The organism is Pseudoalteromonas sp. Of11M-6 (assembly GCF_022347905.1).
In the GTDB taxonomy this organism is placed as follows: Bacteria; Pseudomonadota; Gammaproteobacteria; order Enterobacterales; family Alteromonadaceae; genus Pseudoalteromonas.
This window is the reverse complement of the sequence record NZ_JAKRFW010000040.1, coordinates 1-26,972: the sequence shown is the minus strand read 5'-3', so window position 1 is coordinate 26,972 and position 26,972 is coordinate 1. Positions and strand designations below refer to the sequence as shown.

General features: G+C 43.6%; 21 protein-coding genes and 1 pseudogene. 18 read left to right on the top strand and 4 right to left on the bottom strand.

Features of this window, described 5'->3' with window-relative positions:
• Positions 1–309: 309 nt before the first annotated feature.
• The 4 genes from MHN32_RS17385 to MHN32_RS17370 are packed head-to-tail and all read left to right on the top strand — an operon-like array spanning position 310 to position 6,831.
• Positions 310–1,335 (top strand): DUF4150 domain-containing protein, encoded by a 1,026-nt coding sequence (locus MHN32_RS17385; protein ID WP_239422398.1) that lies wholly within the window; start codon positions 310–312, stop codon positions 1,333–1,335.
• Positions 1,332–5,240 carry a hypothetical protein gene (locus MHN32_RS17380; RefSeq protein WP_239422397.1) on the top strand — a complete coding sequence of 1,303 codons (3,909 nt, stop codon included), beginning with the start codon at positions 1,332–1,334 and terminating at the stop codon, positions 5,238–5,240. The genes MHN32_RS17385 and MHN32_RS17380 overlap by 4 nt, the downstream gene beginning before the upstream one ends.
• 13 nt (positions 5,241–5,253) lie before the next feature.
• Entirely contained in the window at positions 5,254–6,195 is a 942-nt protein-coding gene (locus MHN32_RS17375) for a hypothetical protein (protein ID WP_239422396.1), read from the top strand.
• A gap of 33 nt (positions 6,196–6,228) precedes the next feature.
• Positions 6,229–6,831 (top strand): hypothetical protein, encoded by a 603-nt coding sequence (locus MHN32_RS17370; protein WP_239422395.1) that lies wholly within the window; start codon positions 6,229–6,231, stop codon positions 6,829–6,831.
• Positions 6,832–6,907: 76 nt separating this feature from the next.
• Here MHN32_RS17370 and MHN32_RS17365 read toward each other — a convergent pair whose 3' ends face one another.
• The 3 genes from MHN32_RS17365 to MHN32_RS17355 all read right to left on the bottom strand — a co-directional run bounded on the left by MHN32_RS17365 (position 6,908) and on the right by MHN32_RS17355 (position 12,682).
• Entirely contained in the window at positions 6,908–8,320 is a 1,413-nt protein-coding gene (locus MHN32_RS17365; RefSeq protein ID WP_174169472.1) for a hypothetical protein, read from the bottom strand.
• Positions 8,321–8,459: 139 nt separating this feature from the next.
• Positions 8,460–9,719, bottom strand: a complete 1,260-nt coding sequence (locus MHN32_RS17360; protein WP_174169473.1) for a metallophosphoesterase — start codon at positions 9,717–9,719, stop codon at positions 8,460–8,462.
• A gap of 173 nt (positions 9,720–9,892) precedes the next feature.
• Entirely contained in the window at positions 9,893–12,682 is a 2,790-nt protein-coding gene (locus tag MHN32_RS17355) for a TonB-dependent receptor (protein WP_239422394.1), read from the bottom strand.
• A 350-nt stretch (positions 12,683–13,032) separates the two neighbouring features.
• On the opposite strand from MHN32_RS17355, the gene MHN32_RS17350 reads away from it, so the two are divergent.
• Together MHN32_RS17350 and MHN32_RS17345 are read left to right on the top strand one after the other, a co-directional pair.
• Positions 13,033–13,941: a diguanylate cyclase gene (locus MHN32_RS17350; RefSeq protein WP_174169475.1), complete on the top strand. Its 909-nt coding sequence runs from the start codon at positions 13,033–13,035 to the stop codon at positions 13,939–13,941.
• Positions 13,941–14,933 (top strand): helix-turn-helix domain-containing protein, encoded by a 993-nt coding sequence (locus MHN32_RS17345; RefSeq protein WP_174169476.1) that lies wholly within the window; start codon positions 13,941–13,943, stop codon positions 14,931–14,933. The genes MHN32_RS17350 and MHN32_RS17345 overlap by 1 nt, the downstream gene beginning before the upstream one ends.
• 21 nt (positions 14,934–14,954) lie before the next feature.
• Here the strand turns inward: MHN32_RS17345 and MHN32_RS17340 are convergent.
• Positions 14,955–15,170 (bottom strand): annotated as a pseudogene (locus MHN32_RS17340) (hypothetical protein).
• 159 nt (positions 15,171–15,329) lie between these two features.
• Here MHN32_RS17340 and MHN32_RS17335 point away from each other — a divergent pair.
• The 12 genes from MHN32_RS17335 (at position 15,330) to MHN32_RS17280 (ending at position 26,781) form a co-directional block, all read left to right on the top strand.
• Positions 15,330–15,779, top strand: a complete 450-nt coding sequence (locus MHN32_RS17335; RefSeq protein ID WP_174169477.1) for a hypothetical protein — start codon at positions 15,330–15,332, stop codon at positions 15,777–15,779.
• Positions 15,780–15,864: 85 nt separating this feature from the next.
• A complete protein-coding gene (locus MHN32_RS17330; RefSeq protein ID WP_174169478.1) occupies positions 15,865–16,695 on the top strand; it encodes a DUF692 domain-containing protein in 831 nt (276 codons plus the stop codon).
• Positions 16,688–17,473: a DNA-binding domain-containing protein gene (locus MHN32_RS17325; RefSeq protein WP_174169479.1), complete on the top strand. Its 786-nt coding sequence runs from the start codon at positions 16,688–16,690 to the stop codon at positions 17,471–17,473. Before MHN32_RS17330 ends, MHN32_RS17325 begins: the two co-directional genes overlap by 8 nt.
• Before the next feature lie 569 nt (positions 17,474–18,042).
• Positions 18,043–19,908 carry a S8 family serine peptidase gene (locus MHN32_RS17320; RefSeq protein ID WP_010603659.1) on the top strand — a complete coding sequence of 622 codons (1,866 nt, stop codon included), beginning with the start codon at positions 18,043–18,045 and terminating at the stop codon, positions 19,906–19,908.
• A gap of 93 nt (positions 19,909–20,001) precedes the next feature.
• The gene (locus MHN32_RS17315) at positions 20,002–20,844 is read left to right on the top strand and encodes a response regulator transcription factor (RefSeq protein ID WP_174169480.1); all 843 of its coding nucleotides are present in this window, start codon (positions 20,002–20,004) and stop codon (positions 20,842–20,844) included.
• Between the two features lie 64 nt (positions 20,845–20,908).
• Positions 20,909–23,014, top strand: coding sequence for a TonB-dependent siderophore receptor (locus tag MHN32_RS17310; RefSeq protein ID WP_174169481.1), 2,106 nt, complete (start codon positions 20,909–20,911; stop codon positions 23,012–23,014).
• A 161-nt stretch (positions 23,015–23,175) separates the two neighbouring features.
• Positions 23,176–24,309, top strand: a complete 1,134-nt coding sequence (locus MHN32_RS17305) for a PepSY-associated TM helix domain-containing protein (protein ID WP_174169482.1) — start codon at positions 23,176–23,178, stop codon at positions 24,307–24,309.
• Between the two features lie 63 nt (positions 24,310–24,372).
• Positions 24,373–25,089, top strand: a complete 717-nt coding sequence (locus MHN32_RS17300; protein WP_239422393.1) for an aspartate/glutamate racemase family protein — start codon at positions 24,373–24,375, stop codon at positions 25,087–25,089.
• 109 nt (positions 25,090–25,198) lie between these two features.
• Positions 25,199–25,423 (top strand): DUF4177 domain-containing protein, encoded by a 225-nt coding sequence (locus tag MHN32_RS17295; RefSeq protein WP_010603664.1) that lies wholly within the window; start codon positions 25,199–25,201, stop codon positions 25,421–25,423.
• Positions 25,416–25,640: a membrane protein insertion efficiency factor YidD gene (gene yidD / locus MHN32_RS17290; protein WP_095727766.1), complete on the top strand. Its 225-nt coding sequence runs from the start codon at positions 25,416–25,418 to the stop codon at positions 25,638–25,640. Before MHN32_RS17295 ends, yidD begins: the two co-directional genes overlap by 8 nt.
• Before the next feature lie 18 nt (positions 25,641–25,658).
• Complete coding sequence (locus MHN32_RS17285; protein ID WP_010603666.1) at positions 25,659–26,045, top strand: membrane protein; 387 nt, start codon at positions 25,659–25,661, stop codon at positions 26,043–26,045.
• Complete coding sequence (locus MHN32_RS17280; RefSeq protein WP_010603667.1) at positions 26,008–26,781, top strand: M48 family metallopeptidase; 774 nt, start codon at positions 26,008–26,010, stop codon at positions 26,779–26,781. The genes MHN32_RS17285 and MHN32_RS17280 overlap by 38 nt, the downstream gene beginning before the upstream one ends.
• The last annotated feature ends 191 nt before the right edge of the window (positions 26,782–26,972 follow it).

The window sequence follows — 26,972 nt, the reverse complement described above, 5'->3', positions numbered from 1 at the left end:
TAACACGGCGAATTTACACACCAAAGGAGAAGACGACGTTATCGCTATTATTGGCGACGCAGGCTATATCAACGAAAGCTGTGCCTAACTCCCAGAAGCTATCAATCCAAGTCGACCCAAACCACTTTACATTTGTGAGCTCACATCCTCCTTTATCGCCACTCACACTTGTTTTATACAGCTCACGTTAATAAACGCTCACAATAATTCACACTTTGACAAAGCGCAGACAATGCGGAACAATTACGCCGTTTGTATTAGATAAACCCAATACAACTGCGACTAAAGGAATAATTTAAGGACAACACAATGAGCTTTATCGGCGCCGGTGCAGGCAACGAAGCCCAGAGCGTGCAATACAATGTCGACGCGCAAACTGCCAAATTACGAACCTCAGGTTCTGCTTCTTGGCGACACAACAATCCAGCCCTACTGCCATTAAATATTAGTGCAAAGCGAAATCAAGCGCTGGGACAGGCCTATCGTATTGCAATATTCCCCGACCGTGCTGCGGGAGAGCAAGCCTTTTTAGAAGAAATCGAAAGAGCCAAATACGGCGATTTTACCTTAGGCCAAATGGTCAATGCGTTTATTCCTGACTACATCATCGACCCGCCACAATGGGATGAACAAAACCAAACGGCTGTTCTACCGCATATTGAGCCAATAACGGGAATGGATGTTAATCTGCCAATTAGCGACCCACAAGCATTCTTAGACTTGGTAACCCTTAAACTGGGTTGGCAAGTAGGAACTGAGAGTGATGTTGCCAGAGACTTTGAAGCCGAAGCCAGACAAGCAGCTATCGTGTCAAATACCAATGTTCTCATTAACGGCAGAACCGCCGTACATAGTGGCAGCGGCGGTGTGTTAAGCACAGTAGACGTTTGTTTGACTAAGATAGGCAAAGTGGTTGTGCCTATTCCTTATGGCAACATCGCCCGCTCATCAGACGCCGCAAGCGTTGCCAGCTCAGTAAAAATTCAAGGTAACGGTGCGGCCAATATCAAGTCTAACTTTTCAAAAAGTACGGGAGACCAACCCGGTAATAAAAAAGGTATCGCTAGTCGAACATTGGGTAAAAAAGCGGAGTTTCTGCAAGGCAGCTTTGATGTTTACATCGAGGGAAAACCAGCGGTTCGGCAGGGAGATTTAATGGTATCTAATAATAAAAATACGCCCCCCGCACCTTTGAACCAGCCCGGTGGTGCGACTCCTGCAGGCCTTGATGTTGTGCTTGGCGCAGAGCCACTAAGCCAAGCCGGTACGAATAAGATCAATATAAAAGTGTCGGGTAGTAGCAAACCTAGCGATGAAGAGGTGAAGATAGGATGAGCCACACTTTACCAACCAAAACCAATGCTAACGGTAATTTTAGAGAACTTGTTTTTGAGGGCTATGCAAGCGACAAAGAAGTGGTTTCTTTGATGCTCAAAGACACCTCGGTTGACGGCACGAAAGAAGGCTATTATAAGGTCCCCCTTTACACTTCAAACACGGTAGACCAACAAAGCAGCGATGCTGACATTGAGCTGGTGCACATTTATCCATTTTTATACGACACGCCAGAGCAGCAACTACAATCAGCTTCTCCAGTAACCAGCGGATTTATCTATATTTATGTCGATGGCTATTTATGGCGTGAACTACAAGTTATCGAACCCGAAGACTTTGATGCCCCGGCGCTATTCTCAGATGTGAATTTGTATTGGCAAAAAGGTTTTTTAAGTTGGAAAAAGTCGGCCAATAAACCTAACTCACGACCGCAAGGCACACGTGCAGCAACCTGTAAGCCAACCAGCAGCATTCTCGTCCCGCATAAATTAAATGGCAACGAAGTAAGCGTAGAAATCGCATGGTCTGAAGTACAGTGGTCGTGGGAACAGATCTTGTTGTTTGGCGGTTTTAATGAACAGGATCCGCGCTTAAATACCGGCACACCACTCGCTGACGAAGAAAGACATAGCCCTGCCCCAGGAGATGCAGCAGCGCTCAGAGCACAGCGCATGACGAAGCTGGATAACTTAGGGCAATTTGCCACAGGCTATAACGACCAAGGCAAAGTAGTTAACACCCCGACACTTCATCAAAAGCTGCACCTTCCAGAGCGCGATAAAATCGCCCAAGTGCCGATTTTTGACGGGGTCCATGTGGCTCGATATTTCATTTCACAAATTCAAGATCTCACCACGGATATTCAGCACTTACTCAACAAATTATCAGGGTTAGATAGTGCAACCGGTAAAATTGATCTGCAACAACAAGCTAAATATGAACTCGCCAGCTTTATGGTGCAGGTTTTTTACCATCAAGCCGATTCGATTTTAGATAAAGACATTGAAATTCAAGGCAGTGGAGAGACTCTTGTAGAATCTGATGAAGACGCCGTCGATTTTGCCAATAAACTAAAAAACTGGCGCACTTCTCATTTAGAGGAAGATAAGTTCTTTAAGTTTTTGGAAGAAAAGGCCTTCCAAAAACTTGCTCGTCGCATTGCAGAAATCTCTGACGAGCTAGTCGAGTTCTTAAATCAAGAATCTCTTAGTGCAGGTTTTACTGAGTGCTTTAAAGACTATGCCTACCAATCAGATCTGAGGTTCTTTGAAGCATACGACTTAGTCACCGATGTATTTCTCGCGTTAAAGCCTCACCCAGCCGCACCGCTTGCACACCTTAATACAGACAAAGAGTTTTGGCATGAGTTAAGTTCAGGCTATCAGGGGCAAGATTTTATCCTGCAATGTCTGGGTCAACACCCGACAAAACCAGCTAAGCAAATCACCCAATTTTTGTTTCCAAAGCCCACAGGCGACAAACTACACGACTACGAAAAGGCGGAATATGATCGCTTTGCATTGCCTTTAACTAGCGCCAAAATACAAAAGATCCATGCTCAAGAAGCCATTTTGCCACAAGAAGAGAGTGAGCAAATGGGGCGCCGCCTCTCCCAAGTGATTATGGGTTTAGCAGGCAGTTTATTCGAAATTCCAGAGGCCGCTTATAACCTCTCTACACATCCGGGTACGCTTGGGGAACAAAAGGCCCAAACTCGAGAGGCAATGGATGCAACACAACATGAGATAGCGCAGTCAGAACAAGCCCTTATCAACGCTGAAAGAGAAAAAGCAAAAGCATTTAAAGAGTTACAAGAAAAGCGTGCTGAATATGAGTATAAGAAGAGTGTGCTTGAAAACTTAACAGAGCAAGAACATAGAATGAGCAGAGCGCAGCTTGATCAACAATTAGAACTGGAACGTGCGCGTCTACGAGAGTTAGAGGCTAAATTTGCTAAAGCAAAAGTTGCCGTCAGTCGTTCTAGAAAACAGGTCAACTCTTTTGTGAAGGTAAACAATGCTTGGAAGAAATATCCGTTTGCAAAACTCATTGATGCAAAAGCAGATGTGCTGCAACCTTTGATGCGCTTGGTCGATATCTCAGCACCTGGGTATTTAGTTGAAGTGGAAATGAGAGTGCAAGATTACCTCAACGGGGACTTTCCTGAAGGGTATATGCCACTTGATCCTCAGTCTCGAAAATTGGCTGCAGAAAAGCAAATTAAAGAACTCAACCAAATTATTCGCGGCAGTAATAAACGCAAAATAGACGTTGGATATAGAGGCTCTAAGCTCAAACTATCGTTAGAAGACGTACTTAATTTAAACAAACGACTTGAATTTCTAACCCAGTCTCTCAATCAAGCGGAAACCATCACAACGATTGAAAGCAAAAACAAATCCATTGCATACTTGATAAAAATTACTGGTGCTGATGTCTCAGCCAAGTCAGCAGAATCAACAGCCCAAGCAATATATGATACGGCTGTAGAAGAGGCAAAACAGTATGCAACAGAGCTAGATAATCAACATGCAACACTTAGAAAGTTATCTGATAGGCTCGCAAACTTACAAAAATGGCAAAATGCGGCTGTTACGGAGTCTGTATCTGGGCAGTCATTAAAGGGAGGAATGGCGGGTATACTCGGTATTGTATATATCTTTGAAGTCGCTAACTTTCGACAAGCCTTTTTGAATTGGGATATGAGTGGAGATAGAAAACTCGTTGACTTCATGGGTAGTATTGCTGATCTAGCAGCGATTCATTTCTCTACTCTCTCAATGGTCACAGAGATGAAAGTTGGGTTACCTAGCCTGCGCCAATATCAAGAATTTCAACAGTACAAAATGGCTAAAGGAAATCTCAGCGCCGTTCGTAAGTTTGGTCCTGAGTTTGCAAAAAAAGCAAACATCATTACATGGACAGCTAGATTAAACCTCTTAGCATCTGCATATAGTGCCGGATTGTCAGGCTTTGATGCCTATTACGCGTTTAAACGCGGTGACTCTGGTGGCGCTGCAGGCCTCAGTATTGCAACAGCAGGCTTTGTCGCGCTAGCAGTTGAAACCGCGCCAACCATACTTGCCACGATCACCAGAGGCGTTATTTTAAACCCCATGAGTAAACTGGGCTATGTAGGACTCATTCTGGTATTACTTGGATATGGTATTTATTATCTATTACGCGATGAACCGCTGGAAGCTTGGATTAAAGCGTGCCCTTGGGGCAGTGACGCATATGGGGGTGGCGAGCGTGATTGGTTTGGTGATAACCCCTATTACTGCTGGAAGACAAACCCTGAATATGCACTTCATAGTCTCTATGATCAGTTATTTTCTCCAAAAATAGTTAGCGACGTATCTGTTGTACAATTACACACACCTTCTCGGATATATGACAAGGTAACCTCCAAAGGCAAGTTCCAAGTTGCAAAGTTTAATGTGCAAATACCAGGTCATATTCCAGAATCAGAGCTTGGTTACTTAGACATTCAGCTGGACATTCGCCCACTATTAGCTGGAAAACCTTGGAGCTCATTAATTGCTGTTGCACCCACAGGACAAGCTCAAACGGCGTTGGATTACTTTTGGCAAAATACCAATATCTTCGTTAATTCTAGTTTAACTGGTTTAATTATTGAATTTGAAGAAAGTGCTCTTTATCCCTATTTTGATAAATTCAATCATTCTAAAATTCAAATTAGAATGCGGTGTCGAAAATATCCTAGAGGTAAAGGAGCAACAATATACTCAGGTTCATCTCAAGAGTTAAAGTTACCTGCGTCAGAAAGAGACGAAGAAGGAAAGATAGATAAGCCAGATCTTTGGGCTGAGCAAGTCATTAACGTCGAAATCGAAGATTATGGCATGAGCCCTGCTGGTGTGTTGCAGCGACTCCTAAATTAACTAAAGGCTACCCATGAGAGACAAGTTAAAATCCAATCAATCAGTTCTCGCTTTTATAGCTATTTTGGTAAAAACAATTGTTGAAAAGGTGATGGAAACTGAGGGTAAAAAGGAGACGCAAACGTTAACTCCCTCGGCACCTGTAGATAAGGTAGTGCATGATCGGCCAATAGAAGAAACACCGCTACTAAAAATAGAGGACTCGATACCACGAGACTTTAACATTAGTAAAGGCATGCAAAAAGTGGCTGTAAATAGTAAAGCAGACTTTGTCTTGCAAGATAATAACGTGCTCTCATCGAACCTACGTATCGCATTAGGCGGAGCTGACTTTGCGCGAGCAGGGAAACTTGCGAATATCGTTTTTGCTTATATGGCCTCAATATTTGCGCTTGTTTGTCTCCCCGTATATCTGAAAGAGTCTGAGCCTCATATCCTTTACCTTATGATTGGGTTAGTGGCGTTTGCAAGCTTCGTTTTTTATCGAGTTCACAGAATTAAACACCATACATCTGAGATACTACGGGTAGACTTCTTCCGAAATACTGGCCTTGTCACTTTTCCCATTGGCAATAACGAAGGGAGCTTCTCGTTAACACTTGATGAAGTTGAACTGTATATTGTAAAGGTCTCCTCGGGTAAAGGTGTGAGGCATAATCTCGCGTTTTTAGCCCCACAGCGATACCCAAAAACACTTAAGCGCCAGACACTTTATTCAACCGATTGGGAGCCAAAGGATATGGACAGCAGCGTGCAGTTGTGGAGTGAAATCCACCGTTTTATGGATACCACTCAGCCCATACCAAGTTCGTTTTATAAAGGTTGGCAAGAAACGATAGAAAGCCCCTATCTTGACCACCAAGACCATATTCAAATATTAGGTGAAGATTTAGTAAATCAAGCCCCCTTTTATGACCTAAAAAATAACCGCCAACTAGATAAAGAGTTTTGGTAATACTCGAATTAATCTCTATGACAAGGAGTTTTTGTGACAATAAAAAAGTTAATTAAGAAATGCGTTGAGCATATTCTAGATGAAGGAACGCCCACTCGTGCAATCAGTGATGTGAGTGTGCAAAATCAACAACCCAAATATGGTCAAGCTTATCAACAACAGTCGCAACAAGTAATACGGAATGGTCAGCAAGTCACGATGACAAGATCTCAAGTTTCAACAAAGCGAGAGCCCAACCCAGTCGCTGAATTTTTGATTAAAGCCATTGTTATTTTGATAGGCATCTTTGCAGTTGGTGCTTTATGTTTCGATGCATATTATTTAAATAAACGAGGCGACAATGCAGCAGTCGGCTTAATGATGGCAGCCGTTGGTGTGATGTATGGGTATCACTTTATTATGGCAAAGCTTAGCGATTACACTCAGCTTGTAAAGACATCCCGTTTTGTAGGATGGGGCTTAAATGTAGCAGGTACGTTTTATAGCCTGTTTATCTTTGCTGATTTGCTGTCTGACTTTCGCGGGCACTCAGAGGATCAAGTAGCCCTTATCATGGCGTTCATCAATATCGTTTTTATAGGACTTTTGTTCTTTCTAATGCATAAGATAACGCAACCCATAAAGCAAATTGATTAAACTCCTTGAAATAGTAAGCCACCGCAAAAATCGGTGGCTTACTATTATGAGCCTGAGCGCATTCAGGAAACCTGATTTACTGACTCTTTTGCATTAACTTTAAATAGTTGTTGTAAATATGGCTTACTTGCATCGTTGATTTACCTGCACTTATACCATGGCAACTAAAGCAGTTAGACGACTTAATTTGTGGCTCACTGCCTGTTACATCACTATCGATGGAAGTTTGGGTATAAGTTTCCATAGTAATATTGGCAACCGCCAATGAGCCGCGTAACGCCTCGTTGGCTCCCTTACCCACAATATCGCCACTAATGCCATTTGCAAAATCGTAATCTTGCGTGCTCAGCCAGATTGATCCGGCGTAAAAGTAGTTACTCCAAACGGGATTCTTTTGTTCCAGTTTTACATTCACTAAGCTATTTAGTTCAGTAATATTATTGAAGTTAGTTTCATCTTGAGCTTGTTGTGTCTGACTCCCCACCAGCTCAGGGTTATTACCAGCTATATATGGATTGCCGTTTGGCACGCCGTATTGATATAACCGAAACGTGTTGGTCGTAGTTTCAGAAGCTGGATACGTTAAATGTGCATTTTGCACTTCTGTTCCGCCCCGATAAAATAGCAGATCATGACTGTTACTCACTACTTTATCTTGCTGTAAGTAAGCCGTGCTTTTCTTAAACTTTCCCTCAGAGCTATAGTAATCTGGTGCACTCAATTTATGCTCGAACGTCGCCCAAATAAACTCTGGGTGATTTTCAACCACACCGACAACATGCATGCCAACGAGCGCCACTTCTCCCGTACCGCTATATTTATTGTCTTTTTGGTAAACCGCTTTACGAATATAAAAATGCTCAGCTAAATCAAGCTTTGGATAGACTTGCTGCAGCGCTTTGACATCCATCCAAGCAACCTTTAACTCAACCGACCCCACAGCAAATTCAGCTTTGCTATCTGCTTTAGGGTGGGAGGTTGCTGACTTCATATAAGTATCGTTAACGTGGATCGAATAATGTACGGGCGTCCCACCAAACTTGCTGTAAATAACGCCATCTGATCCAGCTTGATTTATATCTTCAAGGATCAACACATTTGCGGGGCGAAGTCCAGTTGGATTTAATAAATCATTCCAAGGGGCAAAATAAGGTTTTAGCGCATTATCAACCTGCCAAAACCCAGAACCAAACATCAACAAGCCACCAGGAGCACGCTTGTCAGGCTGCGTTAAATAGAGAAACTTATTCCACGACCACTGATGAAAATCGCAGTTTGTCGAAAGATCTTTACCATCTTTAAATGCAAACGGACTATTTGCACCTTCAGGAGGATTTGGCACAGGGCTGCCAAACCAATCGTTATTCGGTTTACAAGAAGTATCATTCGAGTAAGCAAGCGCACTTGGCGCAGCCAATGTACTTGTAGCAAGCAATAATGATATTCCAAGTAGTTGAAGTTTAGTGCGTGTAATTGATGACGGTAGCATGATGCTTTCCTTAAGATGTAAAACTCCTGTTAAATCTAGTTCATCAAAACGGAAGTTATCAATTACACAGCATTACATTTAATCTGTATTTCACCCTTTTTTAATGCTTAAAACCGCATGTTTATCGCCTGCTGATCCGTTACTTACTGCGGTGAGCGAAGCTAAAGCTTTGCTCTGGCACCAGCTGACCGCTTAAATCGTTTGGCGTTGAGTAAAACGACACATTTAACATGTCTTTTTGGTTGTCTAATTCGATATGCGCAAAGCCCCAAGTAAAAGCTTTATTCCAGACTAGCTCGTACTCTGGGTAACGCTTTTCTTGATAGTTAGCAAGCGGTGTATGCGTGCCACGCATTTTTGATGCGGCGCCGCTGATAATAAGTGGTAACTTAGGCTTTGTGTTTCCGGGAAGTACACGCGAGCAGTCGTCCGTTAACAGCTCCAAATCATGCTCATGGCCTGCAATATATGCATCTGCGTACTCACATAGTTCGGGTAAGATTAAGCGGCGTAATACATGAGCTTCGTCATATTTGGTGCCACCAATAGACCAAAGTACATGGTGTCCATATACAATTTTCCATTTTGCGGTTGAGTTTTTAAGCCCATTTGCAAGCCAGGCCAATTGCCTGTGATCTTCCCCATTTACAGGTTGCTCGTGCTTCTCAATGTCTTCTACTTCAGCTTGTCCGCTTGCCAGTGCACTCGCCAGTCCCTGTTCACTACCGTCCGGTTTTAGTGGAATTTCGTAATAATGCTGGCCAGAGAGCAACATATTGGTATCAAGTACAAAAAACTCGACATTATTGCCTGTCTCACCAAAGGTGTAGCTGTAATAACCTTTGCCATCCATGTGAAAATTAGCTTGCTTAGCCATCCACTCGGTCTGTAATTTCACGCCGCGACGAGACGTCTTCCAATCGTGGTTGCCTAATGCTGAGTACACGACCAACTCTGGGTTTTGAATAAGGAGCGGCTTTAGCGGCCCTAAAATCAAGTCATCCATACGCTTTTGGTCGTCCTTGCCATCGTTAGCCGCCGCTCCATCAGGATAGATATTATCACCAAGCTGAATAGCAAAGTCGCATGGCTTTTTCTCACACAAAGAGGCCATTGCCTGTCCAACCACCAACGCACCGGTTTCCTCCGTTGCGGTTTCGGTTCCCGGATAAACATAGATAGGCGCATGATTAAACTCTTCGAGCGGGCGATGCTCTTCTAACCAATCCGCCTTTTCAGCAGCAATAAACTCGGCCTTATTTTTAGGCGATTTAATGTGCTTCGTTTTTGGATAATCTGGGTGATAGCCGCCATCACCAAAGGCCAGAAAGTTAATATTTTCTGCGGCTTGCGCTGTGCTACTAAGCGCGAATAGTAATGCTATTGATGTTATTTTCATTGTTACCGACACAGTGTTACCACTGCATCCTCCTGCATATAAATAAGGTGGATGTCCTTTTAATACATCCTATACCTAAGACCCTAGCTCGATACGGTGGGTGTCCTTTTAATACATCCTTCCTTTCAATACATCTTTTTGCTTTTACAAGGACACCCACCTCTACTTCTCTCTTAGAAAGACGTTACCGTTACTCCAAGCTCAAATGAACGCCCATAGGTTTCGTATTGGTAGTTGTAACGAGTGTCGCCTTGATAAATACTCATCGGCTCGTCGGTTAAATTGATCGCGTTGAAATACAGCTGAGTTTGCTCGGTATAAAAGTACTTCATGCTTAAATCGAGTTGCAGATGGTCGTCTTGGAAAACGCGCTGCTTGTTCTCTTCAAACAAAAAGCTTTTGCTCTTGTACGACGCACTCAACCTTGCGCTTATTTGGCTATTTTCATAACCAAACATTAGGTTGCCCACGGTGTCGGATTGGTTTGGTAGATTGTCATCAGCATCAATAAATGTACCATTAGCTGAGAGCATCAAACCATTTTTAAAGTTCTTCGTGTACGCAAGTTCTACCCCTGTTAGTTCAGCGGCGCCGCCATTAACACTTTGAATAACTTCTTTATAGCCTTGCCACTGACCGTTATCTTGCACCTCGGCTTTGGCAATAAAATTATCGATGTTTTTGTGAAAAACGCCCGCAGATAACACGCCAATCGCACCGGGGTAATATTCTACCGAGAAGTCATAGTTTGTTGACTTGTATGGGTCTAAGTCTGGGTTTCCGACTTCGGCTTTACGCTCAATTTCAATTTCGCCATCATCTTCTGTGGTCTCTGTTTCTATGATTTGAAATGCTGCTGCATCTTCAAAGCTTGGACGCGCAAGAGTTTGTGTATAGGCAAAACGGGTGATCAGCTTATCGCTGATTTCATAGCGTAATGTTAAATTTGGTAATAAATGGTCGTAGCTATCTTCAACTTGCCATTGGTTGATCTCGACGCGCTCAACGTCATTCACTTCATCATTAATGAGTTCAACACGATTACCACTCGTTGCATAATCTGTGTCTTCGTATCTAAAGCCTGCAATAACATTGAGTTTATCAATGTCGACCGTCAGCATGGCGTAGAGCGCGGTGACGGTTTCTTCACTGGTGTATGAGCGACCTTGTGTTTCAATGTCAGTTTCAAGCTGGTTTAGCTCAAGGGCACTGCGATTACTGTAGAAGTAGTCGCGGATCTGGCCGCGACTTAAACCCGGACCAAAGGCCCCAAGCTCATACTCAGGCTCATTGGCGGCAAAGTCTTTCGCCGTTAGATCATCAAAGCCGCCGTCATATAGCTTGGCGTCAACGCGGTTAAACTTTTCACGGTCGGCATATTTACCACCAAATTTAATTTGCGCATTGTGACCAAGTAAAGTGAAGTCTTTAGTTAAGTCCAGTCTAAAGCTAGTATTTTCATCTTCACTTAGGTTGTTCTCCCAGACAATTTCATCGATTTCAAAATTGCTAAGCTGCTGAGAAGCTTCATCCGCTGCAAGCGTGGGTGTCTTACCATCCAGTACATACCCTAGCGCAAAGTCTTCTCCAGCAAATGAGGTATCCAAGCGATTTGGCTCGCTTTCATCTGATTTCGAGTAGCCAATGCTGTATTCAATAAACCAATCCTGCACTAAGTTTTCGCCGCCCAAAACCACAGATAAAATGCTTTGCTCTTCATATCTGTCTTTGGTATCTCTATCCATTTCTGCACCTGAGAAATAGGCCGCATTTTGACTTAGCTCATCGGCAAATACATCGCCTTTGTCAAACTTGTACTCATTGCGTTGACGAAATTCATCGTCAGAAAACTTGCTGTAGAGCGTGCGTAAGTAGTATTTGTTAAACCCTTTGTGATGCACATCAAGATTCAGTGCCGCCCCTAAACGCTCTCTCGTAATACGATAGTGGCGCTGCTCCATTTCCTCAGCACCAAAAAAGCTCACTTCTTCTTCTGAGTTCACATCGTCCATTTCTAGTTCCATCCAGCCGCCATCGGTTTCCATATTATGAGAACCAAACTCACGCTCAAACCAAGATACCGCCGTTGCAACCCCAACTTCCAACTCTTTGCCTGCGGCATAAATATCGGTGAAGCTAAACGACGCCTTTGGACTGGTCTCGCTCACCTGTTCATTGTGTGACGCTTGTAATGTCACGCTGTAGCTCTGCCCTTCTCGGTCAAAAGCACTGAGGCTTTTTACTTCGATGCTACCGCCTACAGCCGATGCGTCCATATCCGGTGTAACCGTTTTGCTCACCTCTAGGCTTTGCACTAACTCACTTGGGATGACATCCATCGCCACCGAGCGCACGCCGGCTTCAGGAGAAGGTACATTTGCACCATTGATGGTGACGTTGTTTAGATTTGGGTCGATCCCACGAATTGCCACAAAACGGCCTTCACCTTGATCTCGTTGAATAGAAAGTCCAGGCAGACGTTGCAGTGCTTCTGCTGCGTTTTGATCCGGCAACTGACCGATGGAATCCGCGCTGACGATCGACTTAAGTGACAGAGCATTTTTTTGTCGGTTTAATGCACCTGCTTGTCCAGCTCTTTGCCCTACAACAATAATATCGTCCATTTGGCCCGTTTGAGAACCAAGCTGTACTTGAACATCGGTGACTTGGTTATCAGTAATTGTGATGCTTTTAGTCACGGTTTCAGCGCCAAGATAACTTATCTCAAGCGTATAATTACCCGCTGGGACATTCGTTGCGGTAAAGCGACCATCTCGCTCAGAGATAAGGGTTCTGTCTAATTCTTTGATCACCACTTTAGCCCCTTGAAAGTGGCTCTTTTTCGATACGGAACTGACTTGCCCTGTTAGGGTGTTAGCATTTGCAGCTGAGCTTAACGTCAGTCCAGCGCAGATCATCGCAACGGCAGAAAGTGTAAAGCTAGTCGGTAGATTTTTTTTCATTATTTGCTCGCACAGGTTGAGTAGAATTTTAGCGCCCCGCTAAAACGTCGCGGCTACCCTAATGCGAAAACGTGACGCTTTTATTTCACTTGAGTGCGCTGCAGCCTATAACAGGGCGTTTATGCCAGCCGAACGCGTAAATTTGAGCCGATATGACCCCCCAACCCTTAGAATTTTGGCAACGATATTTAACCTGAACTCTGAATAACAATCGGTTTGCTAGCTGTTGTAATGCAAAAGTATTGCGGTTTTTGTCATAAAAACATCGCCTTTATTGAGCTAAATTGACCCTATCAGCACCAAGCGCAAGTTTTTACTATATCGCTCTACATTTTGACTAGACGACAAACATGAAACTTCAGCCTTTTTTACTGCATCAATCGCGGTGGTTGCTACTGGTGGTACTTACACTGGTTGCCATTACCATCACGGCCTATACCTCTGTATTGCGACCACTGTCGGACGTCAATTGGCTCGATAGCGTTGGTGAAGGTGGCCTCACGCTGATGACACTGATTTGGATAGCGGTGACCTTGCTCACTCGACCAAAAGGACTCGTCACTAACCTACTGTTTGCAGGGTTGAGTGCCATGTATGTTTCTATGCTGTGGGATTTTTTAGATGAGATGGTGGTGTTCACGCCCCATTATTTAACCAGTTTTGAAGCGATCCCTGCTTGCTTTGGCATGGTGCTGATGAGTATTTCAGCCTATTACTGGTATAAAGAACAAAGCATATTCAATCAAACCTTAATGAAAAAAGAGCGCTTTTATCGTGACCACAGCATGACCGACTTTGTCACCGGCCTCTACAGCGTAGAGTATATGCAAAATCAAGTTCGCCACGAACAATCTCGCCTTGCCAATGGCAATAGCCCATTTTGCTTAACGCTATTCGATATATGTGATTTTGCCGCTTACGCTCGCCAGCATGGTATGCAAAAAAGTAATCAGTTACTACGCGATATTGCCGATATGCTCTCTTTAAGCATGCGAGAGAGTGATCTGCTATGTCGTTTTGCGGCAGATAAATTTGTGGTCGTTCACCCACAAACCAACCATGTTCAAGCCCAAGCTTTTGCCAATCGTGCGGCCGAATTTATCGCTCGCCATGCCAACTATGATGATGGTGAAAACCAGCCGCAATATAGTGCAGTGAGATGGAGCTGTATCGAAGTTAATGACAAACACTGTGAATTTGAATCTCTGATAGCAGCGCTTGTGAACGAGCTGAATCAGGCCAAGGTAGCTGCGGCTTAATGTCCTACTTTGAGTGTCAAACAAAACAGCTTGCGAGTCGCTATTTTGCACTCCCTTTAGTGGAGTTGGCTTCCCAGCGCGGTGTACATGCAGACGTCATTTTGAAAGGCAGTAAGTTGTTTTATACCGATCTGCACGCTAACCCAACCTTCATTAGTTATGAGCAGTTTGAAACAATAGTAAGCAACCTTGTCAGTCAGGCGAGCTGTCAGGAAGTCAGTTTTATTTACGGCCAATACCTACTTAATACGCTAATCAGTCACCATGCCGAGCTGTTATTTAATTGCCACAACATACAACAATTGCTCAAAGTTCTACTGCTTAAAGGTTTGGATATACTGCCTTTTTACCACATTAGAAAACTCCAGACAGAAACAAGCTGCCATTTACTGTTTTCACCCGCCATTGCAGAAGGTAAGCCTGCGGTCACGCGATTTTTATGCGAAGCAATGGCAAGCCTTTGTTGTGGCTACCTTAAGTGGCGCAGCCCAGAAACCACATTAACATTGCAGTTTCCGTATACAAAGCCAAAACAAGTCGCGCAATACCTGAGCCATATACACCTAGCTTACAGCTTTGATCACAGTGATTTTGCCGTTGTAATGAGTAACCAAGCTTTAGCTCAGCAACAAATTGGCACTTTTCCTTATTTAGTGGCTCGGCAGTTAAAAGCCTTGCCCTCACCACAGCGTGGATTTCTCGCCCAGCTGCACCGCTTACAGTTAAAATATCCTAAATATCATAGTGAGCAAATCGCCGAAATGATGGGCATGAGCGCTGCAACTTTTAAACGCAAACTCAAGCTGCATCAGACTACTTTTATTAACGAAAAAGACAGACTGCATCGTCAACAAGCCATGTTTTATGTGACTGAGCAAGGCTATTCCAATGAACAAATTGCAACCGCTTTACAGTTTAGCGACATCACTAATTTTCGCCGTGCATTTAAGCGATGGACGGGATTAACGCCTTCCTATTTTCGTAAGATTTAACTTTATCCCTCATTTTTTCTTCTACACTGAAATGGATCTTGCGGTTACTAGGTCTTTTATAACGTGACTGCGTTTCGATAATCCCAGGGGCTGCTTACCTTTGCTGTTTGATTTTTGTTCTCCTGAGTGAGTTTTGATCGCGGCGCTCGACTTGCCGCATAGTGGGCTAAGCTAAAGTTGAGCAACAAAGAACGAAGCACACTCAGGTGAACCCGAAGGGCAGCGCTTGATTGGCATTTCTACTGTGTTATCGCCAGACTTACATAGAACAACTATGCTACGCTGGCTCTGCCTTGTATAAATGGCAATCAAACTGCTGCAAAAACAAACTTGAAAGATAAGCAGCCCCTTGGCCGAAGCTAAGCACGTTAATAGATAACGAAGAGGATTAAAAACATGAAAGCATTAACGGGCGCTGCAATGGCGATGATGGTAGCGGGTTTGGTCGGTTGTAATAGCACAGAGAACAATTCTACAAGCGCACAAGCTGCGACAGCTGAAACAGATTTAGTGCATTGTTATGATGTCAATGTTTGTGGTGGACATAACGATTGTAAAACAGCGAGTAATGCCTGCTCAGGACAAGCTTCTTGCAAAGGCACTGGCTTTGTTGCCATGCCGAGCAAAGCGTGTAGTGATGTCGGTGGCAATCAAAAAGACACTTGGGTTGGCAGTGTCGCAAAGGCCGACCTTGTGCACTGCCACGATGTCAACGTTTGCGGAGGCCATAACGATTGTAAAACCGCAAGTAATGCTTGTGCGGGACACGCTTCTTGCAAAGGGACTGGATTTGTCAGCATGCCAGCAAAGGCCTGTGCTGACATTGGTGGCAAAGTGAAAAGCTAATAAGCTTTAACCTCGGCGCGTGTTTATCTATCAAGATTATTATTGCAATAGATAAACACGCACAATGCATTAAAAGAGCGCAATTATGTCAGTACCCTTTCTGGGCTTTGGTCTTGGCCTACGCACGTGTTATTTTGACGCTATTATCGACACTCAGCCACATGTAGATTGGTTTGAGATTATCTCTGAGAATTACTTTGTCGACGGCGGCAAGCCTTGGTATTACCTCTCGCAGATTAAAGAGCACTACCCCATTGTGATGCACGGAGTATCGATGTCGATAGGCAGTACTTCGCCCCTAGATATGAATTACCTTGCGCAACTTAAACGCACCATCGCACGGGTTGAACCCGAATGGGTGTCAGATCACCTCTGCTTTAGCAGCTTAGGCGAATTTAATAGCCATGATTTATTGCCACTTCCCTACACTGAAGAAGCGCTGATACATCTCACCGCAAGAATCAATCAAGTACAAGATTACCTTGAGCGTCCAATGATCTTTGAAAATGTCTCAAGTTATTTAAACTACAAACAATCTGAGCTGACAGAGTGGGCGTTTTTGAGCGAATTACACCAGCGTACCGGATGCCAGTTATTACTCGACATCAATAATGTATATGTAAGCTCGCGCAATCACCAATTCGATCCAATAACTTACCTAAACGCCATACCAACACAAGCAGTCGCGCAAATCCACCTGGCCGGCCATAGCGATTTTGGGACCCATATTGTTGATACGCACGACCAACCAATTTGCGAAGAGGTATGGAGTTTATATCGACAATATACTCAAAACAGATCTCCCATTAACACCATGATTGAGCGTGATGATAACTTTCCTGAGCTCGCGGGATTGTTACAAGAGCTGAACTTGGCCAAAGGAATAGCCCCTAGCAGTTGGAGAACATATGGCTGATCTCGCCGCGCTGCAACACGCCTTTATTACAATGCTAAAAGGCGATGACAACCAATTAATGGCTGAAATTGAATATCAAAGTGGCCTGAATGTTGCGCAACGTGCGCAAATATACACTAACGCTTACCACATCAGATTAAAAAAAGTGTTAGAACAAGATCACGAAATGCTTGGCTTTTATTTGGGTGATGCCCTGTTTGATGAGATGTTCTCGGGCTATCTACAGCACTTTCCTTCACGTTCGACCTCATTGCGCCAGTTTGGCGATTCGCTTCCTGAATATTTAAGTCAATTTGAGCCATTTAAGCTCTACCCTATTCTCACTGAAATCGCACAATTTGAACGTACATTACTCAGTGCATTTGACGCAGAAGATGCGCCTCAATTGGGACTTGTGCACCTACAAAAAATTGCAGCAGCACAATTTCCAAACTTGCAGTTTACTTTTCACCCTAGCGTTCATTTATTAGGATTTACACATAATGCGGTTGACTGCTGGCAAGCGCTAAAGAACAGTACACCGGTCCCTGAAGTGTCGACAAAACCAAACTACTGGATACTCGCCAGAGAGCGCGATATGCGCACAGGGTATCACTCGTTAACGGAAGCAGAATTTGCTTGTCTACAAAGCATGAAGAATGCACTGCCGTTTAGTTTTGTTTGTGAATACGCGGCCGAGCAAAGTGATGATTTAGCACAAGGCACAGCAATGGTGATGCAGTTACTGCAAAAAGGGCTTAACTTGGGATGGTTTAGTGGCTTTAAAGTTGCTATATAACCGCGATATTCAACAAATCGGCATAGAAAATGAGGATCAAAGAGAAGCTAAAGCTGTATCAACCAGGTTTAATAATAAGCATGGTTTTCACCTTGGTTGGTTTTGTCCTTGTTAACAATTCAAAAGTCAAAAACCGAACCTAAATGTAAAGATAAATTAACAAAAATCACATACCCTATACTCATTTGGAATTTTTACAGCCTATTTATTCCCCTTTCCTTGTAGTGTTACCTCTCCCTAAAATAAAAATTAACCACATGTATTTATTGGTAAAATATAAAAAGCAGGAGCAAACCTCTCGCTTATCTGGTCAGCTAATCTATGCATTAAAATACGCATTGTAAATTTTTTTTGTATTTTTTGTTTATTTTTTAAGCTTTACTTCTATCCTAGTGTAACCAGTCGAAATTATGTGCAATTTTAATTTAGTTGGCGTTGTTCACTATCACAAAACAAACGCAACCAAGCGTTGAAATTTAGTGAATAACGCGTCTACAGCAGCTAGATAAGTTCATAACCTTGAGATTGGTAAACACAATTAAACAAAACAACATGCAAGGAACAACAAAATGCGTAAATTAAGTGCTATTAGTTTTGCAGTATTAGCGGGTTTGACTTCAGTCAACGCACAAGCCGCTAAAATACTTAGCGTAGAATCAAACAAAGCAATTAAAGATCAATACATCGTTGTATTTAGCACCCCTTCAGTCCTTAACGTTCAAAACAGCAAAGCAATTGCGGCCTTCGCTAATAAGCAGGCAAAAGCGTTAGAAAACAAACATAACGTAAGCATTACAAAAGAATTTGGTGGTGTACTAAATGGTGTGGTCATTAATGCATCTGCAAAACAACTAAAAGGGCTTCTTAATAACCCTAATATTGACTATATCGAACAAGACCAAATGGTTACAGTGACCCCCGCTATCACAGCAAGCGGCGACCAAGCTAACCCTACTTGGGGTCTAGATCGTGTCGATCAACGTAATCTACCGCTAAACTCAAACTACCATTATGATTTTGATGGTACTGGCGTAACGGCCTATGTTATCGATACCGGTGTTCGCATTAGTCACAATGAATTTGGTAACCGTGCATCACATGGTTATGACTTTGTTGATAATGACAATGATGCAACAGACTGTAATGGCCATGGTACCCATGTTGCGGGCACAATTGGTGGCGGTGAATATGGGGTAGCAAAAAACGTCAACATTGTTGGGGTAAGAGTATTGGGTTGTAACGGCTCGGGTTCATATTCAGGCGTTATCTCTGGTATCGATTGGGTTAAAAACAATGCATCAGGCCCATCCGTTGCTAACATGAGTTTGGGTGGTGGCGTTTCTCAAGCGGTTGATGACGCAGTAAATAACGCAGTTGCCTCAGGCGTTAGCTTTGTTGTTGCGGCAGGTAATGACAATAGCAATGCCTGTAATTACTCACCTGCACGTGCAGCCGATGCAATCACTGTGGGTTCAACCACAAGCAGCGATGCCCGCTCTAGCTTCTCAAACTATGGGAACTGTCTAGATATTTATGCACCGGGTTCAAGCATCACCTCAGCTTGGTATAACTCAGATACATCAACCAACACCATCAGTGGTACTTCGATGGCCGCGCCACACGTTGCGGGTGCTGTTGCGCTATATTTGGATGAAAACCCAAGTCTAAGCCCATCACAAATTGATAGCTTGCTGAGCCAACGCTCATCAAAAGGTAAAGTCTCTAACCCACAAAGCGGTTCACCTAACGAGCTACTTTATACGCTAGCTGATGGCACTGATCCGGATCCGGACCCAGATCCAATCACAGAGCTAGTTAACGGCCAAGGCGTCAGTGCATCTGGTGCATCTGGTCAGCAAACTTTCTATAAGTTGGTTGTTCCAGCAGGCGCTAGCGCGCTGAACTTCTCACTTGCTGGTGGTACTGGTGATGCCGACCTGTATGTACAGCAAGGCACACAGCCAACGCTGAATAGTTACGCTTGTCGCCCTTATAAAAACGGTAACAATGAATCATGCGATTTCACTAATCCGACTGCTGGTGATTGGTATGTGATGCTAAATGGGTACTCTGCGTATGCAAATGCAACGCTCACTGGCACTTACTCATCAGATCCTGGTGGCTGTGGTAGCAACTGCTTAGAAAATGGCATTCCAGTAAGTGGTCTTGCCGGTTCATCTGGCCAAGAGTTACTATACACCATTGATGTTCCAGCAAATGTAACCTTGACAGTTGCGAGCTCTGGCGGCTCTGGCGATGCAGACTTGTATGTTCGTAAAGGTGCAGCACCTACGACATCAACCTATGACTGTCGTCCGTTCTTAAATGGTAATAACGAGTCTTGTAGTTTAAGTTCAGGTCAAGGTGCAACCTATTACATCAAATTGCGTGGCTACTCTAGCTTCTCTGGCGTAACGCTTGTTGCAAGCTACTAATTGGCTTTATTACAAATAAATCTCATTTCGTTTGGGGTTTATTGAAAAAACAAGTACAGTGGTGGTTCGTTTGAGCCGCCACTTTTGTTTTTAATGAGTATTGTACTAGACCTCTACAGCCAATTATTACATCAAGGATTTTATGACCATGTATCTGACGGTGAATTACACAACGAAGTACCACTCATCTCCAGTAGCATCTCGCAAGTAAAGCTCGATGGCATTATTTACCATCGCACTGCGCAAACTGCGGCGATGATGCCTGAAAACTATGGTAGTTTAATCCTTATCACTGAAGGAAGTGGTTGGTGGTTGACTGAACAGTCTTTACAGCGTGCTGATCTAACGCAGCTAATCTATCTTGAAGCAAATCAAAAACATGTGTTTCACCTTCCGACACAATACCTCGCTGTTAGCTTCAACTTTCCAATCAATTGGCTCGTATCTCGAACGGGCAAGCGGCTTTTGCATGGACAAGCACTGACAATTCCCTCTGGTCTAACAACATTACTCAAAAGCGCCTTAACCGCCACAACGCTAAATTTAACAGCGGCAAAATGGCTTGAAGATGAAATTGTACTGCATCTAAGTGTTTGCCAGCCGACTCAATTACCAACGTCGCCGCTAGCGGAGTTAAAACAGCTCATCTCTACACATGCAAATGATGAAGCATTTTGTATCGACATGCTATGTGACCATTCAGGCTGGTCAAAACGTTATATTCACAAACTATTTGCCGCATCTGATCTGAGTGCCAGTGAATATCTTATCCGCACTAGGCTCACTCATGCTTATTTTGAGTTACTTAATAGCTCTGCATCCTTAAATCAAATTGCTATTGATAGCGGATTTAAAAATCAGGCGCACTTCAGCCGTCGTTTTAAGCAATTATTTTCTCTTTCTCCCAAACAAATTTCACAACGAGTGCACTCTTAGACAAAACTGAACCGTGCAAATATATATAATAAGAATCACTCTCATTATCCATAGTAGTAGAACAATGAAAATTAACACGCTCTATGCTGCAGTGTGCCTCTCACTGCTTTCTCAAACCACAAGTGCCAATGAAAACCAAAAAGATGAGTTAGAAAGAATAGAAGTTCAGGGCAGCCAATATAAAAGTACCGGAACAAAGTCGTCTTTAGCACCAATCAACGCGCCCTTTTCTATTTCTCATATAGATCAAGATACCCTGCAACTACGCCAAGCTGACTCGGTCAATGCTGCGTTACGCTATGTTTCTGGTATCACACCAGAAAGCCGCAGCACGGTCACCATTTTTGACCAATACACTATTCGCGGTTTTGAATCTTATCGAAACTATTACGATGGCCTAGAACTGCAATCCAATAACCTTTGGAATTTATATCCTCAAGTTGATGCCTTTGCCACCGACACCATTGAGGTGCTAAAAGGCCCAGCGTCAGTACTTTACGGCTCAGCCCCGCCAGGTGGCATGGTGAATCAAATCGCAAAGCTTGCCAATGGCACTGAGCAAACACAGGTCCGCCTGAGAGTCGGTAGCAGAGCGCTCAAAGAAATCGGCGTTGATCATGGAGGTGTGATCACCGATGAGCTGAGCTATCGTGCCATTGCGCTATCAAGAACAAGTGATGGCCAGCAAAAAACAACTGAAGAAGAACGCACTGTATTTGCACCATCACTGCGCTGGCAACCGAGCCATGATACGGCTTTAACTACACAGCTTTATTACCAAGACGATCCCAAAGCTATACCGTCCACTCCCTTACATAGCGTTGGTACGCTCACGCGTGCAAGTTACGGTTATCTAGATGCCGATGCATTTGCAGGCGATATCAATTGGTCTAATTTTGATAGAACAACGCTAATGGCAGGGCTAAAGTTGGAACACAATTTGTCCGACAATTGGGCTTTATTTGCCAACTGGCGTTACACCGATGCAGAAGGCCTACAGCAAAATACCTACAACCAAAACTTAATTGCAGATAGCGATACCATACTTGCCCGTGCAGCATATAAAACCGATGAAACGCAACATGGCTATGTTTTAGACAACCAATTGTCTACTCACTTTACGGTTGGCAACTCATCACATCACTTACTCTTGGGTTTTGAATACAAAACCTTAAGCTCAACCGTAGGGTATTGGGATACACTCGGGACAGGCACACCAAACATTAATCTAGCAGCGCCCAATTATGCAGCCTTTGATGTAGGCGCTTTGCCACTTAACTTCTATACCGAAGCGCACGATATTGAACAGAGTAACCGTGCGTTTTACGTCCAAGACGAAGTGACAATATCAGCGCTAACCCTCTTGGCAGGTCTTAGATACGACAGTTTCACCAGTGATGTTACTGCTGATAAAAACTACGCTGGCACCGAGTGGCAAACGGAATCAACTATTGATGACACCCAACTCACCGGGAGGATTGCCGCACTTTATCAGCTGGACTCTGGTTGGCGACCTTACGTAAGCTATAGTCAGTCATTTGAGCCCGTTGCAGGAGAAGATAGCGTAACTCAACAAGCCTTCAAACCAACTGAAGCAGAACAATGGGAACTTGGCGTTAAATATCAATCTCGCGATACACAGCTAACATTTGCGCTATTCGATCTCACCAAGCAGAACGAAATCATTAACAGCAAAGACTTTGTCACGAAAACTCAAGCCGGTGAAATCCAATCCAAAGGTATTGAGCTTGAGGCTTCTCACACCTTTAACGAACAAGTTGATGTGCAGTTCAATGCCACGCATCTAGACCAGAAAGTCACTAAAAATGAATTAGACCAAGATTTGGTGGGGAAACGCTTAGTGTGGGTTGCAGATAACACCGCATCGCTTTGGTTGAACTATTATCCAAGCCTGCTAGACGCACTTAAAGTAAGTGTTGGTGCTCGGTATGTTGGCGAGAGTTATGTTGGCAAATACAACTCTGATACTGTGCCATCCTATACCTTATTTGACATCGCCTTTGATTATGAACTCAGCGAGCAAGCCAGGCTCACCTTTAGCATTAGTAACCTCAGTGACAAGCGTTACGTTGGCGCATGCTATGACGAAAGTAACTGCTGGATGGGGGCAGAGCGCAAAGCCGATGTTGGTCTTCACTACCGCTTTTAGTCACTCATCTAGGAGAATTTACGGAAGGACATAGACAGAAAGATTTAAACGGACACCCACCTTAACGCGCCTGCAAGCATTAAGGTGGGTGTCCTTGTTAATTCAGCCTGTTTATTCATCCCTTTATTCATTCTCATTTAGCTTTAACTCAAAGGAAAACAATGCGTAAAACACTATTTAAATGGCACAGTGCAATGGCATTAATCGCGATACTGCCGCTCGCCGTTATGTCAATCACGGGTAGCATGTTGGTGTTTAAATTCGAGATAGACAGCCTATTACTTCCAAAGCAAGCAACATTGACTTATCAGGACCAAGGCGTCCAACGTCAGCCCATGAAGGTGCTCGTTAATTATGTCGCAGACACCCATCCAAATTATGAAATTGGTAGCTGGGAAATATTCGATGATGGCTACGAAGCTGATAGAGTCTATTTATTAAAGCATGGCACAGACACATGGTTTAAAACGTATCTAGATCCTTACGCGGGAAAAATGCTAAGCGAGCCTGTGGGTATTCACAGCGACTTTACCGATTTTATTCTTCACCTACATTACACCTTACTACTCGATGATGTGAGTAAAACCTTTCCACACATGGGTGTCGTTATCGGTTTAGCTGTGGCTATACTTTTTACCCTGCTCGGTGTTTCCGGTTTAGTGATATATCGGCGCTTTTGGCGGCGATTCTTTAGCTTTAGGCGACAAGCTCCTCAGCTCGTCATGATGAGCGACTTGCATAAGGTAATTGGCATTTGGAGTGCGCCAGTATTGCTCGCGCTCGGTATTACTGGCGTTTACTTTAATGCAGTGGAGTATTACCACGAGGCTTTTGAACACCAAGAAGATGAGCACCATATTGTCAGCCACGCAATGTTTAATCACTCATTAGATTTTGATGCCATGATGACCCAAAGCCATCGTGCGGTTAACGGACTTAAACCAACCTACTGGCTATTTCCATTTGAGCCAGAGCAAACCAACATTACCATTTTTGGTAGCGTCGCCGATGCCAACCCGTTCATTAGTAACTATGCAGCAACGGTTAGTTTTGACGCGCAGTCTGGTATACAAACCTTTGCCTACGATATTCGAACGGCCTCTACTGTAGACAGGGTAATCGACAGTTTTAGAAAACTTCACTTTGGCCACTTTGCAGGGCTTACCAGTAAAATAATTTGGTGCATTATGGGACTCGCCCCCGTATTGCTTGGCTTTACTGGGTTATATTTATGGTGGCAAAGAAAGCGTAAGAAACTCAAGAGTAAGAAAAACCGGCAACTCGCCCTAAGCTGACGGTTCAAGTTTCAATCCAGATCCGTTATTGTCGTTATTATCAGCAAATAACGAGCAATCACTATGAAACAACTTGGGCTAATTGGTGGTATGAGTTGGGAGTCAACACAAAGCTACTACCAGCTTATCAATCAAACCGTTAAAGCAAAGCTTGGCGGACTACACAGTGCTAAGCTTTGCTTGTATAGCGTCGACTTTGCCGAAATTGCAGAGCTTCAAGCAGCTGGTGATTGGCAGAAAATGACGACCATTTTGGCAGGTGCTGCTACTTCATTGAAGCTTGCCGGCTCAGATGCCATTGTGATCTGTACCAACACCATGCATAAAATTTCAGATGAAATTAGCGCAGCGTCAGGATTGCCTGTACTGCATATTGCCGACGCAACCGCGAAGCGACTTAAAAATGACGGCATAAAACGCATTGCGCTGTTAGGTACGAGATTTACGATGCAGCAAGACTTTTATAAAGCACGATTACAAGATCTTCACGGCATTGAGGTCATAACACCTGATGGGGACCAACAAGCTTTAGTTCACCACATAATTTATGACGAATTATGTCGCGGTGAAGTCAACGCGAGCTCAAGGCAAACTTATCTAGACATCATCGATGCACTCTATCAACAAGGGGCTGAAGGGATTATTTTAGGTTGCACAGAAATCGGTTTGCTCGTTCAACAAGTGCATACTCAAGTCCCTCTTTATGACACGACCAAACTTCATGCCGAAGCCGTTGTAGAGTGGTCACTCGGGGCTACATCTTGCTTTATTCATGAGTAATATCAAATTTTGTTGTAATTAAAAAATAACAACGAAATCGCTATTGTCGCGATTACTTGGCTACTATAGAATTAAATCTCACTTATTCTAATTAAATCAGGGATGTATTATGACCCAATACGACGAATATAAAGTTATCCATGTAGTTGAAGGTGGCTGCGGCACACTGTTACTTGGCTCAAGTGGATTACCGTTAAAAAAACTTGAAGCAACTTTAAACATGGAAGCGCAAGATGGCTGGCAGCTTGTTTTCCAAGTTATCGAAAACAAACGTTTTCTGCTATTTTGGAGCCGTGAAGCCGTGATCTTAACACTTGGTCGTAAACGTGCTTAAACGCTTTGCTCTGTCTGCCATTCGCCGCTATCAAGCGAATGGTGGAGCAAAAACCCACTTCAATATAAGTTGTAACTTTACGCCGTCATGCTCTGAATATACCTATCAAGCAATCGAAAAATACGGCTTCTTTAAAGGCGTGCGTATCGGCTTTTGTCGTATCAAGCGCTGTAATGACCCAGATTGTATTGAAGTAAAGTCAGACCCCCTACCGTGACCAATCCTAGGAGTTTGCATGGACGAAATAGCATTAAGAGAACAAGAAGAATCGTTAAGAAACCAAGTTGCTCAGCTAAGTCCTGAAGCGCGCAAGCAGTACTACCAACTTGAAGAACAGCTAGTAAAAGATCCTGATACTTACGCCGTACTCAATTACTTTTTTGCCGCAGGTTTACATCACTTTTATCTGGGTAAAACAGCACGAGGTGTAATTAACCTCACCTTAATGCTATTGGGGCTTGTATTTATTCTCTTTTATGGCTGGGTTCTGCTAATTTTAGTGTGTTTAATTGAGCTACCTCAGTTATTTAACAGCCAAAAAATAGTGAGAAAATACAACATCGATGTAATGCGAGAAGTACTAGATGAGCTCAAAGATACACAACAGAGTCAAACAGTCTAAAGAAACGCAGTGGCTTTGGATTATAGCGGCCACAGTAGTGGTCGTTTTATTTAGTGGTTATCAGTTTTATACCAAAGGCGTGCCGTACTTCGCTGAAGAGATCTCGGCCTCATTGCCCAAACAAATCTACCAAATCATCGACGAAGGAAGCCTAAACGAGCTAGATAACTCGGAATTCTCGGAGTCAAAGCTAAGTGAAATCAAACAGCAAGAGACTCGCGCTTTATTTGTCTCACTGCTTGGCACCAATGCATCGAGTGAACGTGAATTTAAACTTGAATTTAGGCAGTGGAAAGATAAAGCCAACGCCATGGCATTGGCCGATGGTAGCATTGTGATCACCGATAACATGGTCGAACTGGCATCTACTCAGCAAGAGCTTAGCGCAGTGTTACTCCACGAGATTGGTCATGTCGAGCATAATCACGTCATGGAATCTCTTGTGAGCTCGTCCATCGTATTTGTCAGTTTGAGTGTCGTATTGGGTGACATCTCTGCGCTCTCAGATCTTATGATGCAGGGCGCAATGTTAGGTATCAACCAAAACTACTCTCAGCAAGCTGAACTCGAGGCTGATTTGTACGCGCATAACAAGCTAATGGCGCTGTATGGTAATAGTGACGCAATGATCTCTATATTCGAAAAACTCGCCAAGGAAAGCGATGAACAGCATAGTTGGTTAAGCACACACCCAAGTTTTGAGCAACGCATCGAGCAGCTCAAACAAAACCCGTGATCCTTAAAGGTTAAAATGGGTGTCTTATTAAATTCTGCTCAGTAGAAACTTTAAAAACAGCTTTTAAAAGAAGCTTTTAAAAAGACACCCACCTATTTAACCTGAGGTTTGGATAAGGAATGTTCCAACTCATTGTTGCTAAAGCACAACTTAGTTTTTTCCTTGTCTAGCCAGAGAGTTTTAGGGAAAAC

What these genes read in the sequence shown, in the direction of transcription:
- MHN32_RS17385 (WP_239422398.1), top strand. Translation starts at nt 310, where the DNA reads ATGAGCTTTATCGGCGCCGGTGCAGGCAACGAAGCCCAGAGCGTGCAA.
- MHN32_RS17380 (WP_239422397.1), top strand. Translation starts at nt 1,332, where the DNA reads ATGAGCCACACTTTACCAACCAAAACCAATGCTAACGGTAATTTTAGA.
- MHN32_RS17375 (WP_239422396.1), top strand. Translation starts at nt 5,254, where the DNA reads ATGAGAGACAAGTTAAAATCCAATCAATCAGTTCTCGCTTTTATAGCT.
- MHN32_RS17365 (WP_174169472.1), bottom strand. Translation starts at nt 8,320, where the DNA reads ATGCTACCGTCATCAATTACACGCACTAAACTTCAACTACTTGGAATA.
- MHN32_RS17360 (WP_174169473.1), bottom strand. Translation starts at nt 9,719, where the DNA reads ATGAAAATAACATCAATAGCATTACTATTCGCGCTTAGTAGCACAGCG.
- MHN32_RS17355 (WP_239422394.1), bottom strand. Translation starts at nt 12,682, where the DNA reads ATGAAAAAAAATCTACCGACTAGCTTTACACTTTCTGCCGTTGCGATG.
- MHN32_RS17350 (WP_174169475.1), top strand. Translation starts at nt 13,033, where the DNA reads ATGAAACTTCAGCCTTTTTTACTGCATCAATCGCGGTGGTTGCTACTG.
- MHN32_RS17345 (WP_174169476.1), top strand. Translation starts at nt 13,941, where the DNA reads ATGTCCTACTTTGAGTGTCAAACAAAACAGCTTGCGAGTCGCTATTTT.
- MHN32_RS17335 (WP_174169477.1), top strand. Translation starts at nt 15,330, where the DNA reads ATGAAAGCATTAACGGGCGCTGCAATGGCGATGATGGTAGCGGGTTTG.
- MHN32_RS17330 (WP_174169478.1), top strand. Translation starts at nt 15,865, where the DNA reads ATGTCAGTACCCTTTCTGGGCTTTGGTCTTGGCCTACGCACGTGTTAT.
- MHN32_RS17325 (WP_174169479.1), top strand. Translation starts at nt 16,688, where the DNA reads ATGGCTGATCTCGCCGCGCTGCAACACGCCTTTATTACAATGCTAAAA.
- MHN32_RS17320 (WP_010603659.1), top strand. Translation starts at nt 18,043, where the DNA reads ATGCGTAAATTAAGTGCTATTAGTTTTGCAGTATTAGCGGGTTTGACT.
- MHN32_RS17315 (WP_174169480.1), top strand. Translation starts at nt 20,002, where the DNA reads ATGAGTATTGTACTAGACCTCTACAGCCAATTATTACATCAAGGATTT.
- MHN32_RS17310 (WP_174169481.1), top strand. Translation starts at nt 20,909, where the DNA reads ATGAAAATTAACACGCTCTATGCTGCAGTGTGCCTCTCACTGCTTTCT.
- MHN32_RS17305 (WP_174169482.1), top strand. Translation starts at nt 23,176, where the DNA reads ATGCGTAAAACACTATTTAAATGGCACAGTGCAATGGCATTAATCGCG.
- MHN32_RS17300 (WP_239422393.1), top strand. Translation starts at nt 24,373, where the DNA reads ATGAAACAACTTGGGCTAATTGGTGGTATGAGTTGGGAGTCAACACAA.
- MHN32_RS17295 (WP_010603664.1), top strand. Translation starts at nt 25,199, where the DNA reads ATGACCCAATACGACGAATATAAAGTTATCCATGTAGTTGAAGGTGGC.
- MHN32_RS17285 (WP_010603666.1), top strand. Translation starts at nt 25,659, where the DNA reads ATGGACGAAATAGCATTAAGAGAACAAGAAGAATCGTTAAGAAACCAA.
- MHN32_RS17280 (WP_010603667.1), top strand. Translation starts at nt 26,008, where the DNA reads ATGAGCTCAAAGATACACAACAGAGTCAAACAGTCTAAAGAAACGCAG.